Source organism: Bradyrhizobium macuxiense, from assembly GCF_001542415.1.
Lineage (GTDB): Bacteria > Pseudomonadota > Alphaproteobacteria > Rhizobiales > Xanthobacteraceae > Bradyrhizobium > Bradyrhizobium macuxiense.
In genome coordinates, this window is record NZ_LNCU01000040.1 from 129906 (window position 1) to 144856 (window position 14951).

Sequence of the window (14951 nt, forward strand, 5' to 3'; positions counted from 1 at the left end):
TTCGTCATGGCCCGGGCTGTGCCAGGCATCTACGTCTTTGGCCGTCACTGGCGAGAAAGGCGTGGATGGCCGGGACGAGCCCGGCCATGATGAGAGGCCGCGCATCATCGCCTGCACCCTTGCCAATTCCCGCATCAACGCTAGCTAACCGACATGCGCGTTTTGCGCCGGAGCCAATTGCATGACCGATACCCCTGTCTACGAACCGCCGAAAGTCTGGACCTGGAACAAGGAGAGCGGCGGCCGCTTCGCCAGCATCAACCGGCCGATCGCCGGTCCCACCCATGAGAAGGAATTGCCGGTCGGGCGTCATCCGCTGCAACTTTATTCTCTGGCGACGCCGAACGGCGTGAAGGCCACCGTGATGCTGGAGGAACTGCTGGCCGCCGGCCACAAGGGCGCCGAGTACGATGCCTGGCTGATCAAGATCGACGGCAACCAGTTCGGCAGCGGCTTTGTCGACGTCAATCCCAACTCGAAGATCCCGGCGCTGATGGACCGCAGCGGGTCGGAGCCGATCCGGGTGTTCGAGTCCGGCTCGATCCTGGTCTATCTCGCCGAGAAGTTCGGCGCGTTCCTGCCGACCGACGTCAAGACGCGAGCGGAGACCTTCTCCTGGCTGTTCTGGCAGATGGGCGCCGCGCCCTATCTCGGCGGCGGCTTCGGACACTTCTACGCCTATGCGCCGAGCAAGATCGAATACGCGATCGACCGCTTCGCGATGGAGGTGAAGCGGCAGCTCGACGTGCTCGACCGCAGGCTCGCCGACAACGAATACCTCGCCGGCAAGGTCTACACCATCGCCGACATCGCGGTGTGGCCCTGGTACGGTGGTCTCGCCAAGGGCCTGCTCTATGGCGCCGGCGAATTCCTCTCGGTGCATGAGTACAAGAACGTGCAGCGCTGGACCGACGCGATCGCCGCGCGGCCCGCGGTGAAGCGCGGCCGCATGGTCAACCGCACCTGGGGCGAACCCTCGAGCCAGCTCCACGAACGCCACGACGCCGGTGACTTCGATACGAAGACGCAGGACAAGGTCGGCGAGCCGGTTGCGCCGTAAGACGACTCAAAGGCAATGGGTGGGGCGGATTAGCGCCAGCGTAATCCGCCATCATGCGCGGAAAAATTGGCGGGTTACGCTGAGGCGAACCCGCTCTACAGGGTGCGCTACCCCAGCAGGTCGTTGTATTCCGGGTTCTTCTTCATGAAGCCCTGAATGAATTCGCATTTGACGATGAGATTGCGGCCTTGCGCCCGCACCGCTCCGAGCGCGGCGCGGGCGAGCTTGGAGCCGATGCCGCGGCCGCCAAGCTCCGGCGGCACTTCGGTATGAACCAGCGTGATCGTATCCGGTGTCTTGCGGTAGACGACGAAGGCGATCGCGCCGTCGACCTCCAGCTCGAACCGGTTCTGTGTCTCATTGTCGCGGAATGTTTCGCTCATTGTCCCGTTCCTCGTCTATGCCTTCTGCGCGCCTTCGGCGGCCGGAAACACCACCCGGTCGTCGGTGCGGCAGTAGCGGTCGGCGAACATGCGGCCAATCGGGTGATAGCGATCCATGTGGACGCGCATCGCCTCACGGTCCCACAACTCATCGCGAATATGAAAATGGATGCCCTCGCCCATGATGAGCTGACGGTCGCCGTTGACGTCGATCAGCTTCCAGGTCTTGCATTCCATCGCCCAGGGCGCATCGGCAAGCCGTGGCACCGCGATCTTGCTTGAGGGCGCAAGCTTCAGGCCGAGATAGCCGGGCTCGCCGATCTCGGGCGGAAAGTCACCGCTCGTCTCGTGCATCGCGCGCGCCAGATCCTCGTCGGCGAGGTTGACGACGAACTCGCCCGCGCGCTGGATGTTGATCAGCGTATCCTTGTGGCGGCCGTCGGGCCGGCGGTTGACCGCGAACATGCAGAGCGGCGGGTCCTCGCAGAACACGTTGAAGAAGGAGAACGGCGCTGCATTGACCACGCCGTCCGGGCCCGTGCTCGTCACCCAGGCGATCGGCCGCGGCAGCACGAAGGAGGTCAGCACCTTGTAGCGTTCGCGCTGGGTGAGGTCGCTAGCGGCGTATTCCATGAGGCGATCCGAACGTAGGTTGGGTTGGTGAAGCGTAATCCGCCGTCGGCGGACAAGAAAGCAAAAGGCGGGTTACGCCGACGCGAACCCGCCCTACGACTCTGCTTGTTCGCCTTCTCGCTTGCGGGGAGAAGGCCTACGGCATGCTCAGTTCGTGCCGGCCGACCACCATCCAGTGCACCTCGTCCGGGCCGTCGGCGAAGCGGAGGTGGCGGACGTCCTGATACATTTCGCCGAGCGGGGACCACTGCGAGATGCCGGTGGCGCCGTGCATCTGGATCGCCTGGTCGATCACCTTGCAGGCGCGTTCGGGGACCATTGCCTTGACCATCGAGACCCAGACGCGCGCTTCCTTGTTGCCGAGCACGTCCATCGCCTTGGCCGCCTTCAACACCATCAGCCGCATCGCCTCGATCTCGCAGCGAGCTTGCGCGATGATCTGGGTGTTGCCGCCGAGATGGGCGATCTTCTTGCCGAAGGCTTCGCGGGTCAGGCCACGCTGCACCATCATGTCGAGCGCTTTCTCGGCCTTGCCGATGGTGCGCATGCAGTGATGGATGCGGCCCGGGCCGAGGCGGACCTGCGAGATCTCGAAGCCGCGGCCTTCGCCGAGCAGCATGTTCGCCTTCGGCACCTTCACATTGTTGAAGCGCAGATGCATGTGGCCACGCGGTGCATGATCATGGCCGAACACATGCATCGGGCCAAGGATCTCGACGCCAGGCGTGTCGGTCGGCACCAGGATCTGCGACTGCTGCTTGCTCGGCGGCGCGTCGGGATTGGTCTTCACCATCACGATCATGATCTTGCAGCGCGGATCGCCGGCGCCGGAGATGTAGTACTTCTCGCCGTTGATCACCCATTCGTCGCCGACCAGCTTCGCGGTGGTCGAGATGTTCTTGGCATCGGACGAGGCGACGTTCGGCTCGGTCATCGCATAGGCCGAGCGGATCTCGCCGTTGAGCAGCGGCTTCAGCCACTTCTCCTTCTGCTCCTTGGTGCCGACGCGCTCCAGCACTTCCATGTTGCCTGTGTCGGGCGCCGAGCAGTTCATGGTCTCGGAGGCCAGCGGGCTCTTGCCAAGCTCGGCGGCGATATAGGCGTAGTCGAGATTCTTCAGGCCGTCGCCGGTCTCGGCGTCGGGCAGGAAGAAGTTCCAGAGGCCGACCTCTTTCGCCTTGTCCTTGGCCTTCTGCAAGATCGCGAGCTGCTCGGGCGTAAAGCTCCAGCGGTCGGTCTTCTTCTCGCCGGCGCGGTAGAACTCGACGGACATCGGGTCGACGACGTCGCGGATGAACTGCTTCACGTGGTCGTACAGTGGCCGGACCTGATCCGACATCCTGAGGTCGTTCAGCTCGTCGCCCGGACTGAGCGTGTAGTTGGTCGTGCGGGGCACGTAGGCGTGTTTCATTGTCGTTTCTCCCATCGACGAAGGCGCTTCGCGGCGGACAATAGACGCGGCCGACGCGAAGCGCGAGCATCGATTTCAAGAGAGTGCGTGCCGCATCGCGGAATATGTCGACGGCGTTTCAAACGTTGTTTGAACGCGGTCTTGCTCGCGGAATTTCGACGGAGAGGCGTCAGCCCATCCGGTGCATCGCGCAGAGCTTGTTGCCGTCGAGATCGCGCAGATAGGCCAGGTAGAGCTTGCCGACGTTACCTTCGCGGACACCGGGCGGCTCCTCGCACGACTTGCCGCCGTTGGCGACGCCGGCGGCGTGCCAGGCTTGCACCTGCTCGGGCGAATTGCAGGCAAAACCGATCGTGCCGCCATTGGCATGCGTCGCGGGTTCGCCATTGATCGGCTTGGAGACGGAGAAAACGCCTGTCTTGGTCATGTAGAAAATACGGTGACCGTCGACCCTCGCCGGCCGGACTTCGAGGGTGGCCAGCAGCGCGTCATAGAATGCCTTGGCCTTGTCCAGGTCGTTGGTGCCGACCATCACGTGTGAAAACATTTCAAGGGTCCTCCTGTTGTTTGCGCGAGCCGCATGTCGGAAATGATCGTCCGCTGCGTACTCGCGAAGCGAACGCTAGCAGCTGTCCTGTTGCAACGGAAGTGACGCTGCGTCGCGCCGCGTTCTGATGCAACGTCGTCCTCGGTCGTCATTCCGGGTTCTCGTTTCGCGAGGCCGGAAGGACGGGGAGGAGAGGGGTTGCCCCTTGGCACTGAGTTGCCCGACGGCGCAAGTCCCGGCATCAAAAATATTTCTGTTTTACAGAATTACGATTTGGTGTATGAATTGGTCCGTCTCACCCGATCGAGGGGCGGATCGCGATCGTCACGAACGCGGTGTGGGATGCGGTGGACGCGGAATGCGCAACTGACGAGTGCGCATGACGCGGACGGTGAAGTCGTGTGGTCCTGACACCTAGTGGCAGGTGTCCTCTTTCAAGGCGCTATTGCGGCTTGAAAGGGCGGTGACAAAAAAGCCCAGTCTCGCCGGAGAGAGCACGAAGTAAGCCGTAGCCCATCGCGCAGGGAAAGCCGGATTGCTCCGGTTACACCTGTGGTCCTACCCCCTGTGCTTTTTTCATTGCACAGGGCCCATGGGTGCGATCGGCACCCGGCTTTCCCTGCGCCCTCTGCTAACGGCGGAGGAGCAACTCAACGCAAGACTCGGGCGCATCGGCGCCGCGAGGATGCGGATGTATGGCTCGAATTCGTCCAACAAATCCGGTGTCGTCCCGGGCAAGCCAACGGGTCGGCGCGAAGCGCCGCCCGATGACGGGCTCCGCGCGACCCGGGACCCACAACCACGTATGGCAACTATTCGAGCGACGCTTGGGCCGCAGCTTGTTTCGACAACACAGCCCCGTGGTTATGGATCCCTGCTTTCGCAGGGACGACACCGTTGGTGCGGCAAGAGACAGCCTAGAACGCCGTATACCCGCCGTCGATCACGAAGCAGTCGGCCGTATGATAGGACGATGCCTTGCTCATGATGTAGACGGCGATGCCGCCGAAATCGGAGGGCTCGCCGAAGCGGCGCACCGGGATGCGGGGCATCACGTTGGCGACGAATTTGTCGTTGGCCATGATGCCCGCGGTCATGTCGCTCTTGATCCAGCCGGGCAGGATCGCGTTCGCGGTGACGCCGTAGCGCGCGAGCTCGACGCCGAGTGCGCGGCACAGCGCGTTCAGCGCCGCCTTGGTGCCGGCATAGTGCTCGTTGCGCGCGGTGCCGAACAGCGAGGCGAGGCTGGAGGTCGCGACCAGCCGGCCGAACTTGTCGCCGGCGTCGGCTCGCTCGGTCATGTGGCGCGCGGCGACCTGGAAGACATGGAAGACGCCGTCGAGATTGGTCGCAAACATCCTGCGCCATTCTTCCTCGGTGCGGTCGATGAAGGCGCGACGTCCGCCGCCGCCGATGCCGGCATTGGCGAAGCAGCCGTCGACGCGTCCGAATGTATCGAGCGTTACCTTCATCGCCGTCTTGACGGAGCCGGGATCGCTGACGTCGCAGAATTGCGTCGCGACCTTGCCGGGACCCGCCGCCATGGACGCGGCTGCGGCCGCATTCTTCTCCGCGTTGCGGCCCCAGATCGCGACGTTGCAGCCTGCGGCGTTGAGCGCCTGCGCGATGCCGAGGCCGATGCCCCCATTGCCGCCGGTGATGACCGCGACGCGGCCGGTGAGGTCGAAGATGCCACTCATTGGGGTTTCCATTTGGTTTGGCGCGCGTTAAGCACGCGTCCGAGGATGGGCTTGGCCGCAACCATGGACAAGCCCGGAACAAAAATCAAATATGGTCGACATCAAATTCGACCTACCGCGGTACCCGCTGCCGAAACAACGTAAAGAGGAAACCATGCAGTTCAAGCACGTCACGCTCGACTTCGACGGATCGGTCGCGATCCTCAAGCTCGACCATCAGGAGGTCATGAACGCGGTGTCGCTCGACATGCTGGGCGGCCTTGCCGAGGCGCTCGATGCGATCGACGACAAGCGTGACGAGGTGCGCTGCCTGGTGATCACGGGCGCGGGCAGGGCGTTCTGCACCGGCGCCAATCTGCAGGGCCGCAACCAGCAGAAGCCCGGCAAGACCAACGCCGGCGCGGCGCTCGAGACCGCATTCCATCCGTTCCTGCGCCGTTTGCGTAAGCTGCACTGTCCCATCGTGACAGCCGTGAACGGCCCGGCGGCCGGCGCCGGAATGAGCTTTGCCTTGATGGGCGACCTGATCCTGTGCGCGCGCTCGTCCTATTTCCTGCAGGCGTTCCGCCGCATCGGTCTGGTGCCGGATTGCGGCTCGACCTGGCTGCTGCCGCGGCTGATCGGCAAAGCGCGTTCGGTGGAGCTGTCGCTGCTCGGCGAGCGGCTGCCGGCCGAGAAGGCGTTGGAGTGGGGCCTCGTCAACCGCGTCTATGACGACGGCGTCTTGATGGAGGAGGCAATGAAGCTCGCGCACGAACTCGCCAACGGCCCGACCGTCGCGCTGTCGCTGATCCGCAAGCTCTATTGGGACAGCCCGGAGAATTCCTTCGAGGAGCAGCTCAACCTCGAATTTGAGTCGCAGCGCATCGCGGGTGGTGCCGAAGACTTCAAGGAAGGCGTCACCGCATTCCTCGAGAAGCGGCCGGCAAAGTTCAAGGGCAAATGATCGAGACCGAGCTCGGACGTTGCGTCGCGTCCTTTTATCCCGGCGCGACCGGCGTCACCGGCGCCGCAAAACTCTCCGGCGGCGCCAGCCAGGAGACCTGGAGTTTCGACATTGTCCATGCGAGCGGCAATGTCGGCGCGATCCTGCGCCGCGCGCCGCCGGGTTATGGCGCGGCGCCCGGCCGTGCCGCGGGGCTCGATGCCGAGGCCACACTGATGCAGCTCGCGCATGACGCCGGCCTGCCGTCGCCGAAGGTGATGCATGTTCTGACGCCGGACGACGGTCTCGGCCGCGGCTTCATCATGGCGCGCGTCGAGGGCGAGACCATCGCACGCAAGATCTTGCGCGACGATGAATTCGCCAACGCACGTCCGATCCTGGCGCGCCAGCTCGGCCGCGTCATCGCCGGCATTCACGGCCTGCCGCGGGCGAAGCTGCCGCAGCTGCGCAGCATGACCGCGACCAGGGAGATCGAGGATCTCGAGCGCGAGTACCGCAGCTTCAACTGGCCGCGGCCGGTGTTCGAGCTGGCGCTGCGCTGGCTGCGTGATCACGATCCCGGCCCGTCGTCCGAGGTGACGCTGGTGCATGGCGATTTCCGCCACGGCAATCTGATCATCGGCGCCGACGGGGTGCGCGCGGTGCTCGACTGGGAGCTCGCGCATTTCGGTGACCCGATGGAAGACTTGGGGTGGATCTGCGTCAACTCCTGGCGCTTCGGCGAGATCGACAAGCCGGTCGGCGGCTTCGGCTCGCGCGAGGACCTGTTCGCCGGATACGAGGAGGCGGGCCGCAGGGCGGACCCGGCGCGCGTGATGTTCTGGGAAGTGATGGGGACGCTGCGTTGGGGCGTGATGTGCTGCGGCATGATGCAGCGCTTCCGCGCCGGCCCCGATCATTCGATGGAGCGCGCGATGATCGGGCGCCGCGCGTCGGAGACCGAGATCGATCTGTTGCGGCTGCTGGCGCCACGCGCATGATCCCGAAAAGTGGAGTCCGGTTTTCGGAATAGATCATGCGCAAGAAAGAGAACAACTGACATGCAGGACGAACCGACACTCACCGAGCTGATCAAGGCCGTCGCCGATTTCCTGCGCAGCGAGATCACGCCGGCGATCAAGGGGCACAATGCCTTCAAGCTTCGCGTCGGCATCAACGCGCTCGATTTGGTGACGCGGCAACTCGCGCTGGCGGAGGAGAGCGACACGGCCGAAGCCGCGCGGCTGAAGCAGTTACTCGGTGTCGATGGTTCGCTGGCGGAGCTCAACCGCGCGCTGTCGGAGAAGATCGCGCGCGGTGAGGTCGATCTGAAGACGCCGGGCCTGTCAGAGCATCTCTGGCAGACCACGATGGACAAGCTCGCCGTCGATCAGCCGAACTACGCGTCCTACAAGAGGGAATTCGGAAAGTAGGATGAGTAGAGCGAAGCGAAACCCATCACGACACGCGCCAAGCGCCGATGGGTTTCGCTGTGCTCTACTCATCCTACGAAGGAATCGTCATTGCGAGGAGCGAAGCGACGAAGCAATCCACGTCTCCACGCGTAGCGAGATGGATTGCTTCGCGGAGCCTGTCATCCGGCGGCGCTTCGCGCCGACCGGGTGGCTCGCAATGACGGATGAGCGCTTACCGCCCCAGCCACTTCGGCGGCCGCTTCTCCGAAAACGCCTTCGGGCCCTCGATGTAGTCCTGCGAGGCGACCATTGCCTTGACGGCCGGATATTCGCGCTGCTCGGTCATCGCCTGCTCCAGCGACGTTTCCAGGCCGCGCTGGATGGTCTGCTTCGAGGCGCGGATCGACATCGGCGAGTTCTTGGCGATGGTCTCGGCCCAGCGCTCGGCGGCGGCGAGCGCCTCGCCCTGCGGCACGACCTCGTTGACGAAGCCGAGTTCATGGCCTTCCTTGGCGCTGACGTGGCGGGCGGTGAGGATCATGCCCATCGCGCGCTTCAGCCCGATCTGCCGCGGCAGGCGGTGCAGGCCGCCGGCCAGCGCGGCGAGGCCGACGCGCGGCTCGGGCAGCGCGAAGGTCGCATTCTCCGAGGCGATGATCAGGTCGCAGGCGAGCGCAATCTCGAAACCGCCGCCCATCGCGACGCCGTTGACGGCGGCGATGATCGGCTTGTCGCAGTCGAAGCGCGTGGTGAGGCCGGCGAAGCCGCCCTTGTCCCAGCCGCGCTTGCCGCCCGCGGCCTGCCATTTCAAATCGTTGCCCGCGCAGAACGCCTTGTCGCCCGCGCCGGTGACGATCGCGACCCACTGGTCAGGATCGGCGGAGAAGTCGTCGAACACCTTGTTGAGCTCGAAATGCGCGTCGATATGCAGCGCGTTGTAAACCTCGGGGCGCGACAACGTCACGATGGTGATGGGGCCCTTGCGTGTCACCTTGGAGAATTTGAGGTCCATTTTTGCTCCCGTCGATTTTCTGTGGCGAAGAATATGAACGCCATCCTAGCGCGTGCGCGCCGTTCCGTGCCATCCAATTACGCAACGCGACCGCGCATGCAAGCGTCATCCACCTGCTTGACTTGGACGCGGGCTTCTCACCTTAATCGATCCGAACGCGAGAGCGCGATAGCGTCTAAACGCAAAACCAAAATCAACGATATTTCCGGGAGAGACCGCCTTGGATTTCAATCTGCCGGCTGACCTGACAGCCTATCTCGGTGAACTCGATCGTTTCATCGAACGCGAGATCAAGCCGCTCGAAGAGACGGACGACAACATCCGCTTCTTCGACCATCGCCGCGAATGGGCGCGTACCGATTTCGACAATGGCGGCCTGCCGCGCCACGAATGGGAAGCGCTGCTGCGCCAGGCCAAGAATCGCGCGGATGCCGCCGGTCACCTGCGCTTTGCGATCTCGAAGCGCTATGGCGGCAAGGACGGCTCCAACCTCTGGATGGCGGTGATCCGCGAGCATTTCGCCTCAAAGGGGCTCGGCCTGCACAACGACCTGCAGAACGAGCATTCGATCGTCGGCAATTTCCCCGTCGTCACCATGCTCGACCGTTACGGATCCGACGAGCAGAAGGCGATGATCGACGGCTCGATCACCGGCAAGTACCGCATCACGTTCGGTCTGACGGAGCCCGACCACGGTTCCGACGCCACGCATATGGAAACCAAGGCGGTTCCGGCGACCCGCGACAACGTCAAGGGCTGGATCATCAACGGCGAGAAGATGTGGACGACCGGGATGCACGTCGCCACGCACTGCGCGCTGTTTGCCCGCACGTCAGGCAATGACGGCGATGCACGTGGAATCAGCTGCTTCCTGGTGCCGGCGAAATCGCCGGGCGTGAAGGTCGAGCAATATATGTGGACCTTCAACATGCCGACCGATCACCCGCGCGTCAGCTTCACCGACGTGTTCGTGCCTGAAGATGCTCAGTTCGGCGAGGTCGGCCGTGGCCTGTCGCTGGCGCAATGCTTCGTCCACGAGAACCGCATCCGCCAGGCGGCGAGCTCGCTGGGCGCGGCCGTCTACTGCATCAACGAGAGCGTGAAGTATGCGCGGGAGCGCAAGCCGTTCGGCAAGGCGCTGGCCGAGAACCAGGCGATCCAGTGGCCGCTGGTCGAGCTTGCGACCCAGGCCGAAATGCTGCGGCTCCTGATCCGCAAGACCGCATGGGAGATGGACCAACTCACTCAGGCGCAGGTCGAGCACACGCTGTCGGACCGTGTCTCGATGTGTAACTTCTGGGCAAACCGTCTCTGCTGCGATGCCGCCGACCGTGCGATGCAGGTGCATGGCGGCATGGGCTATTCGCGCCACAAGCCGTTCGAGCACATCTATCGCCATCACCGCCGCTATCGCATCACGGAGGGCAGCGAGGAGATCCAGAAGCGCAAGGTGGCGGGTTTCCTGTTCGGCTACATGGGAGCCGGTAAGCACTGACCAATCAACGGAGGATGCGGGCATGAGCATGGAAGGTGGGTGCACCTGCAGAAATGTTCGCTACCGCCTGACCGGGGGGCCGCTGATCGTGCACGCGTGCCACTGCACCTGGTGCCAGCGCGAGACCGGCACCGTGCACGCGGTCAACGCGATGTACGAGGCCGAGCGGGTCGAGCATCTCGCGGCCGAGCCGGAGATCATCGATACCCCTTCGGCGAGCGGCAAGGGACAGAAGATCGCGCGCTGCCCGATCTGCAAGGTCGCGGTCTGGAGCAACTACCCGGGCTCGGGGCCCGCGGTGCGCTTCGTCCGCGTCGGCACGATGGATGACCCGAGCCAATGTCCGCCCGACGTCCATATCTTCACCTCGACCAAGCAGCCCTGGGTGACGCTGCCGCCCAGCGCGAAGGTGTTCGCAGAGTTCTACGGGATCGACGAGGTCTGGTCCGACGAAGCCAAAGAGCGCCGCCGGATCATGCGGGAGAAGGCGGGGAAGAAGTGATGCGGGTCAATCTTTCCATCGTCGTCCCCGCGAAAGCAGGGACCCATAGCCACAGCCGGTTGTTGATAGATCCGGCTGTGGCCCAAGCATCGCTCGACAATGAACGGCAGTGGTTATGGGTCCGGGCTCGCGCGGAGCCTGTCATCGGGCGGCGCTTTGCGCCGACCCGTTGGCTCGGCCGGGACGACAGAAAGGGCTAATTCACCTGCCGGTCTTTCCCCGCCCAATACGGATCACGCAAATTCCGTCGCAGGATCTTGCCCGACGGGTTGCGCGGCAGCGCCGGGATGAAGTCGACCGATTTCGGTGTCTTGTAGCCCGCGATCCGCTCGCGGGTGAAGTTGATGATGTCCGTCGCGGTGGCCGTCTTGCCCGCCTTCATCACCACCACGGCCTTCACCGCCTCACCCCATTTGTCGTCGGGGATGCCGATCACGGCGGCTTCAGCGACGTCGGGGTGATCGCAGATCGCGCTCTCGACTTCGGCCGGATAGATGTTCTCGCCGCCGGAGATGATCATGTCCTTGATGCGGTCGTGGATGTAGAGATAGCCGTCGTTGTCCATGTAGCCGGCGTCACCGGTGCGCAGCCAGCCGTCCTTGTCGATCGTGCGGGCGGTCGCCTCGGGCAGATTCCAGTAGCCCGCCATGTTGGAGCCGGAGCGGGTCGCGATCTCGCCGACCTCGCCCGGCGGCAGCGGCTTGCCGTCCGGATCGAGGATCGCAAGCTCGATGCCGGGCAGCGCCTTCCCGGCCGAGCGCATGCGGTCGAGTCCTTCGATATGGTCTTCCGGCGGCAGCGCGACGATTGTGCCCGTCGTCTCGGTCATGCCGTACATCTGCACGAAGCCGCATTTGAAGACCTCGATGCATTCCTTCAGCAGCGCCGCGGGGATCGGAGAAGCGCCATAGAGCATGTATTTCAGGCGGGAGAAGTCGACCTGCCGCGCCCGCGGCTGCCGCACCACGAACTGCATCGCGGCCGGCACCATGAACAGCTTGGTGATGCCGGACTGCTCGAAGAAGTCGAGCACCTTGGTCGGATCGAACTCGCGCGCGATCACGCCGCGGGCGCCGTGATAGAGCCCCATGACGCCCCAACCGGAGCCGCCGATATGGAAGATCGGCATCGCAACCAGCGAGACGTCGTCGGTAGTCCATTTATTCCAGTCCGGCTTGTCGGCCTCATTGCCGGTCTGCACCAAATTGAGGAAGTTGGCGTGCGACAGCATCGCGCCCTTCGGCTTGCCTGTCGTGCCCGAGGTGTAGAGCTGGATTGCGATATCCTTCGGAGCGATCGGCAGGCGCGGATCGTCGCCGCTCTGCGCATCGCGCCAGGCGAGATAGTCGGGCCATTCCGGTGCGCCGCCTTCGGTCGTGATGATGGTGCGGACGCTGGGGAGCTTATCCCTGATATTGCGCGCCAGCGTGATGAATTCAGGGCCGACGAACAGCACCGGCGCCTTGCAGTCGTCGACGATGAAAGCAACCTCGGGCCCAGCAAGCCGCCAGTTCACCGGCGCCATCACCACACCGGCCTTCATCGCGCCCATCAGGAGCTCGAAATAGAAGTCGCTGTTCTTGCCGAGATAGGCGATCCGCTCGCCCTTCTTCACGCCAATCGCAACAAGCGCATTGGCGACGCGGTTGGTCTTGATGTCGAACTCGGTGAAGGTGGTCTGGCGGCCCTCGAACTCGTAGGCCAGCGCGTCGCCGCGACTTCTGGCGCGGTCACGCACCATATCGGCAAGGTTCGCCAGTTGCTCTGCAGCGGACATGTTTCCCCCGTGGTGTTTTGTTTTGCTTGCGAGGAGTGTGGCGGCATCTCGCGCGAAAAACAATACGGGGTGTTGAGTACGATCCATCCACACCGTCGTCCCGGGCAAGCGAAGCGCGACCCGGGACCCATAACCACGAGGTCGAGTTGTCGAGCACGCTGTGGCCCCAGCGTGCTCGATGTTTTCGAGGCGTGGTTATGGGTCCCTGCTTTCGCAGGGACGACAGCGGTGATCGGGGCGCGAGCTGTTGCCTTAGCCCCGCGCCGCGCGATCCTTCTCGTTCTGCGCCTTGATCGACTCGCGCGCCTTGGTCCAGTCGTCGTCACTCCAGTCGCGCAGCTGATAGAAGTTGCCGCCCATCGCGAGCGCCTGCGCGCCGTCCATCGCGATGGTCTCGCCGTTGATCCAGTCGCAGCCGCCGGAGATCAGGAACACCGCGAGGTTCTGCAATTCCTCCATGGTGCCGACGCGGCCCATCGGGTTCATCGCCTTGGTCCGCGCGCCGGCCTCGTCGCCCGGCTTGATGCGCTTGCTCATGCCCTCGGTCGGGATTTCGCCCGGTGCGATGGTGTTGAGGCGGATGCCGTGTTTGCCCCATTCGATCGCAAGCGACATCGTCATGGCGTGGATCGCCGACTTGCTCATCGCCGACGGCACCACATAGGGCGAGCCGTTGCGCACCCAGGTCACGGTGATCGATACCACGTTGCCGCGATGCTTGCCCGCGATCCAGCGGCGGCCGACCGCATGCGTCACGTAGAACGTGCCGTGCATCACGATGTTGGCGACCGCGTCGAAGCCGCGCGGCGACAGCTCCTCCGAGCGCGAGATGAAATTGCCGGCGGCGTTGTTGATGAGGTCGGTGAGGGGACCGCTGGTGGTCCAGATCGCCTCGATCATGTCGTCGACGGCCTGCGCGCTGCGGATGTCGACGCCGTGGCTGACGACGCGTCCGCCATATTCGCCCATCAGCTCGGTGGCCGTCTCGTCGCAGACGCTCTTGCGGCGTCCGCAGATGTGGACCTCGGCCCCGAGCTGCAGGAACCGGGAGGCCATGGACTTGCCGAGGCCGGTGCCGCCACCGGTCACGAGGATGCGCCGCCCGGCGAGAAGCTGATTAGTGAACATCGTTTCCTCCCACGGGGGGTTGTCAGTTAATTGGTCGATTGACTAAAACCGGACCGCAGCCTTTCTGTAAAGCGCCAACGAGGAAAAGCGGAGGAGATTTCAATGGAAGATCGCGTTTCGATATCGATTTCGGACGGTATCGCCGACGTGCGCCTAGTGCGGGCGGACAAGATGAACGCGCTCGATGCCGCGATGTTCGAGGCGCTGGTGGCCGCAACCGACCGTCTTTCCAAGGAAAAAGGCCTCCGGGTGGTCGTGCTGTCAGGCGAGGGCAGGGCGTTCTGCGCCGGCCTCGACATGGGCCGGTTCGCCGCCATGAAGGATGGCGGTAACGGGGTGCCGGGCGGCGAGAAGCGTGACCTCAGCGTACGCACCCATGGCAAGGCCAATTTCCCGCAGCAGGCAGTCTGGGGCTGGCGCCAGCTTCCGGTGCCGGTCATCGCCGCGGTCCACGGCGTCGCGTTCGGCGGCGGCTTCCAGCTCGCGCTCGGCGCCGACATGCGCTTCCTCTCGCCCGATGCGCGGATGTCGATCATGGAAATCAAATGGGGCTTGGTACCCGACATGGCGGGGACACCGATCCTCGCGAGCCTGGTGCGCGACGATATCCTGCGTGAGCTCACCTATACCGGTCGGATCTTCTCGGCGCAGGAAGCCCAGAGCTACGGCCTCGCCACCCGCATCTGCGACGATCCCCGCGCCGCAGCGCTCGAAGTTGCACGCGAGATCGCCGGCAAGAGCCCGGATGCGATCCGCGCGGCGAAGCGAATGCTGAACAATCTCTCCGTCGATCCGGCCTCAGCGCTGCTTGCGGAATCCGTCGAGCAGCAGAAGCTGCTGGGCAGTCCGAACCAGACCGAGTCCGTGCGCGCCAATCTGGAGAAGCGTGCGCCAAGGTTTGCGGACGTTGGGTAACTGTCGTCGCCCGGATGGCCGGGCTTGTCCCGGCCATCCACGTCTTTC

At 64.1% G+C, this 14951-nt stretch carries 15 protein-coding genes; 7 read left to right on the forward strand and 8 right to left on the reverse strand.

The annotated features are described in order from the left end of the window. Positions 1-181 precede the first annotated feature (181 nt). The gene (yghU, locus tag AS156_RS13265) at positions 182-1060 is read left to right on the forward strand and encodes a glutathione-dependent disulfide-bond oxidoreductase (RefSeq protein ID WP_066504401.1); all 879 of its coding nucleotides are present in this window, start codon (positions 182-184) and stop codon (positions 1058-1060) included. Between the two features lie 107 nt (positions 1061-1167). On the opposite strand, the gene AS156_RS13270 is transcribed toward yghU, so the two are convergent. From AS156_RS13270 to AS156_RS13290, 5 genes are all read right to left on the reverse strand, one after another. Beyond that, on the reverse strand, positions 1168-1443 hold the full coding sequence (locus tag AS156_RS13270; protein ID WP_066504404.1) for a GNAT family N-acetyltransferase: 276 nt from the start codon (positions 1441-1443) through the stop codon (positions 1168-1170). Between the two features lie 15 nt (positions 1444-1458). After that, positions 1459-2076 (reverse strand): flavin reductase family protein, encoded by a 618-nt coding sequence (locus AS156_RS13275; protein ID WP_066504406.1) that lies wholly within the window; start codon positions 2074-2076, stop codon positions 1459-1461. A gap of 136 nt (positions 2077-2212) precedes the next feature. Further along, positions 2213-3487: an acyl-CoA dehydrogenase family protein gene (locus tag AS156_RS13280; protein WP_066504408.1), complete on the reverse strand. Its 1275-nt coding sequence runs from the start codon at positions 3485-3487 to the stop codon at positions 2213-2215. Positions 3488-3656: 169 nt separating this feature from the next. After that, a complete protein-coding gene (locus tag AS156_RS13285; protein WP_066504411.1) occupies positions 3657-4034 on the reverse strand; it encodes a VOC family protein in 378 nt (125 codons plus the stop codon). 917 nt (positions 4035-4951) lie between these two features. After that, positions 4952-5734, reverse strand: a complete 783-nt coding sequence (locus AS156_RS13290) for an SDR family NAD(P)-dependent oxidoreductase (RefSeq protein WP_066504413.1) — start codon at positions 5732-5734, stop codon at positions 4952-4954. A 154-nt stretch (positions 5735-5888) separates the two neighbouring features. On the opposite strand from AS156_RS13290, the gene AS156_RS13295 reads away from it, so the two are divergent. The 3 genes from AS156_RS13295 to AS156_RS13305 are packed head-to-tail and all read left to right on the forward strand — an operon-like array spanning position 5889 to position 8092. Beyond that, complete coding sequence (locus AS156_RS13295; protein ID WP_066504764.1) at positions 5889-6680, forward strand: enoyl-CoA hydratase/isomerase; 792 nt, start codon at positions 5889-5891, stop codon at positions 6678-6680. Beyond that, the gene (locus AS156_RS13300) at positions 6677-7660 is read left to right on the forward strand and encodes a phosphotransferase family protein (RefSeq protein ID WP_066504414.1); all 984 of its coding nucleotides are present in this window, start codon (positions 6677-6679) and stop codon (positions 7658-7660) included. The genes AS156_RS13295 and AS156_RS13300 overlap by 4 nt, the downstream gene beginning before the upstream one ends. Positions 7661-7720: 60 nt before the next feature. Continuing rightward, entirely contained in the window at positions 7721-8092 is a 372-nt protein-coding gene (locus tag AS156_RS13305) for a DUF6285 domain-containing protein (RefSeq protein WP_066504417.1), read from the forward strand. Positions 8093-8306: 214 nt separating this feature from the next. On the opposite strand, the gene AS156_RS13310 is transcribed toward AS156_RS13305, so the two are convergent. Further along, complete coding sequence (locus AS156_RS13310) at positions 8307-9086, reverse strand: enoyl-CoA hydratase-related protein (RefSeq protein ID WP_066504422.1); 780 nt, start codon at positions 9084-9086, stop codon at positions 8307-8309. A gap of 220 nt (positions 9087-9306) precedes the next feature. Here AS156_RS13310 and AS156_RS13315 point away from each other — a divergent pair, with 220 nt between their 5' ends. Together AS156_RS13315 and AS156_RS13320 are read left to right on the forward strand one after the other, a co-directional pair. Continuing rightward, the gene (locus AS156_RS13315) at positions 9307-10581 is read left to right on the forward strand and encodes an acyl-CoA dehydrogenase family protein (protein WP_066504424.1); all 1275 of its coding nucleotides are present in this window, start codon (positions 9307-9309) and stop codon (positions 10579-10581) included. Between the two features lie 22 nt (positions 10582-10603). Continuing rightward, a complete protein-coding gene (locus AS156_RS13320) occupies positions 10604-11083 on the forward strand; it encodes a GFA family protein (RefSeq protein ID WP_066504426.1) in 480 nt (159 codons plus the stop codon). Positions 11084-11279: 196 nt separating this feature from the next. Here the strand turns inward: AS156_RS13320 and AS156_RS13330 are convergent, their stop codons facing one another. Then, positions 11280-12860, reverse strand: coding sequence for a fatty acid--CoA ligase (locus tag AS156_RS13330; protein ID WP_066504432.1), 1581 nt, complete (start codon positions 12858-12860; stop codon positions 11280-11282). A gap of 252 nt (positions 12861-13112) precedes the next feature. Next, a complete protein-coding gene (locus AS156_RS13335) occupies positions 13113-13988 on the reverse strand; it encodes an SDR family oxidoreductase (RefSeq protein ID WP_066504434.1) in 876 nt (291 codons plus the stop codon). Between the two features lie 102 nt (positions 13989-14090). Between AS156_RS13335 and AS156_RS13340 the strand changes: the two genes are divergently transcribed. Further along, positions 14091-14903, forward strand: coding sequence for a crotonase/enoyl-CoA hydratase family protein (locus AS156_RS13340; RefSeq protein ID WP_066504437.1), 813 nt, complete (start codon positions 14091-14093; stop codon positions 14901-14903). Positions 14904-14951 lie beyond the last annotated feature (48 nt).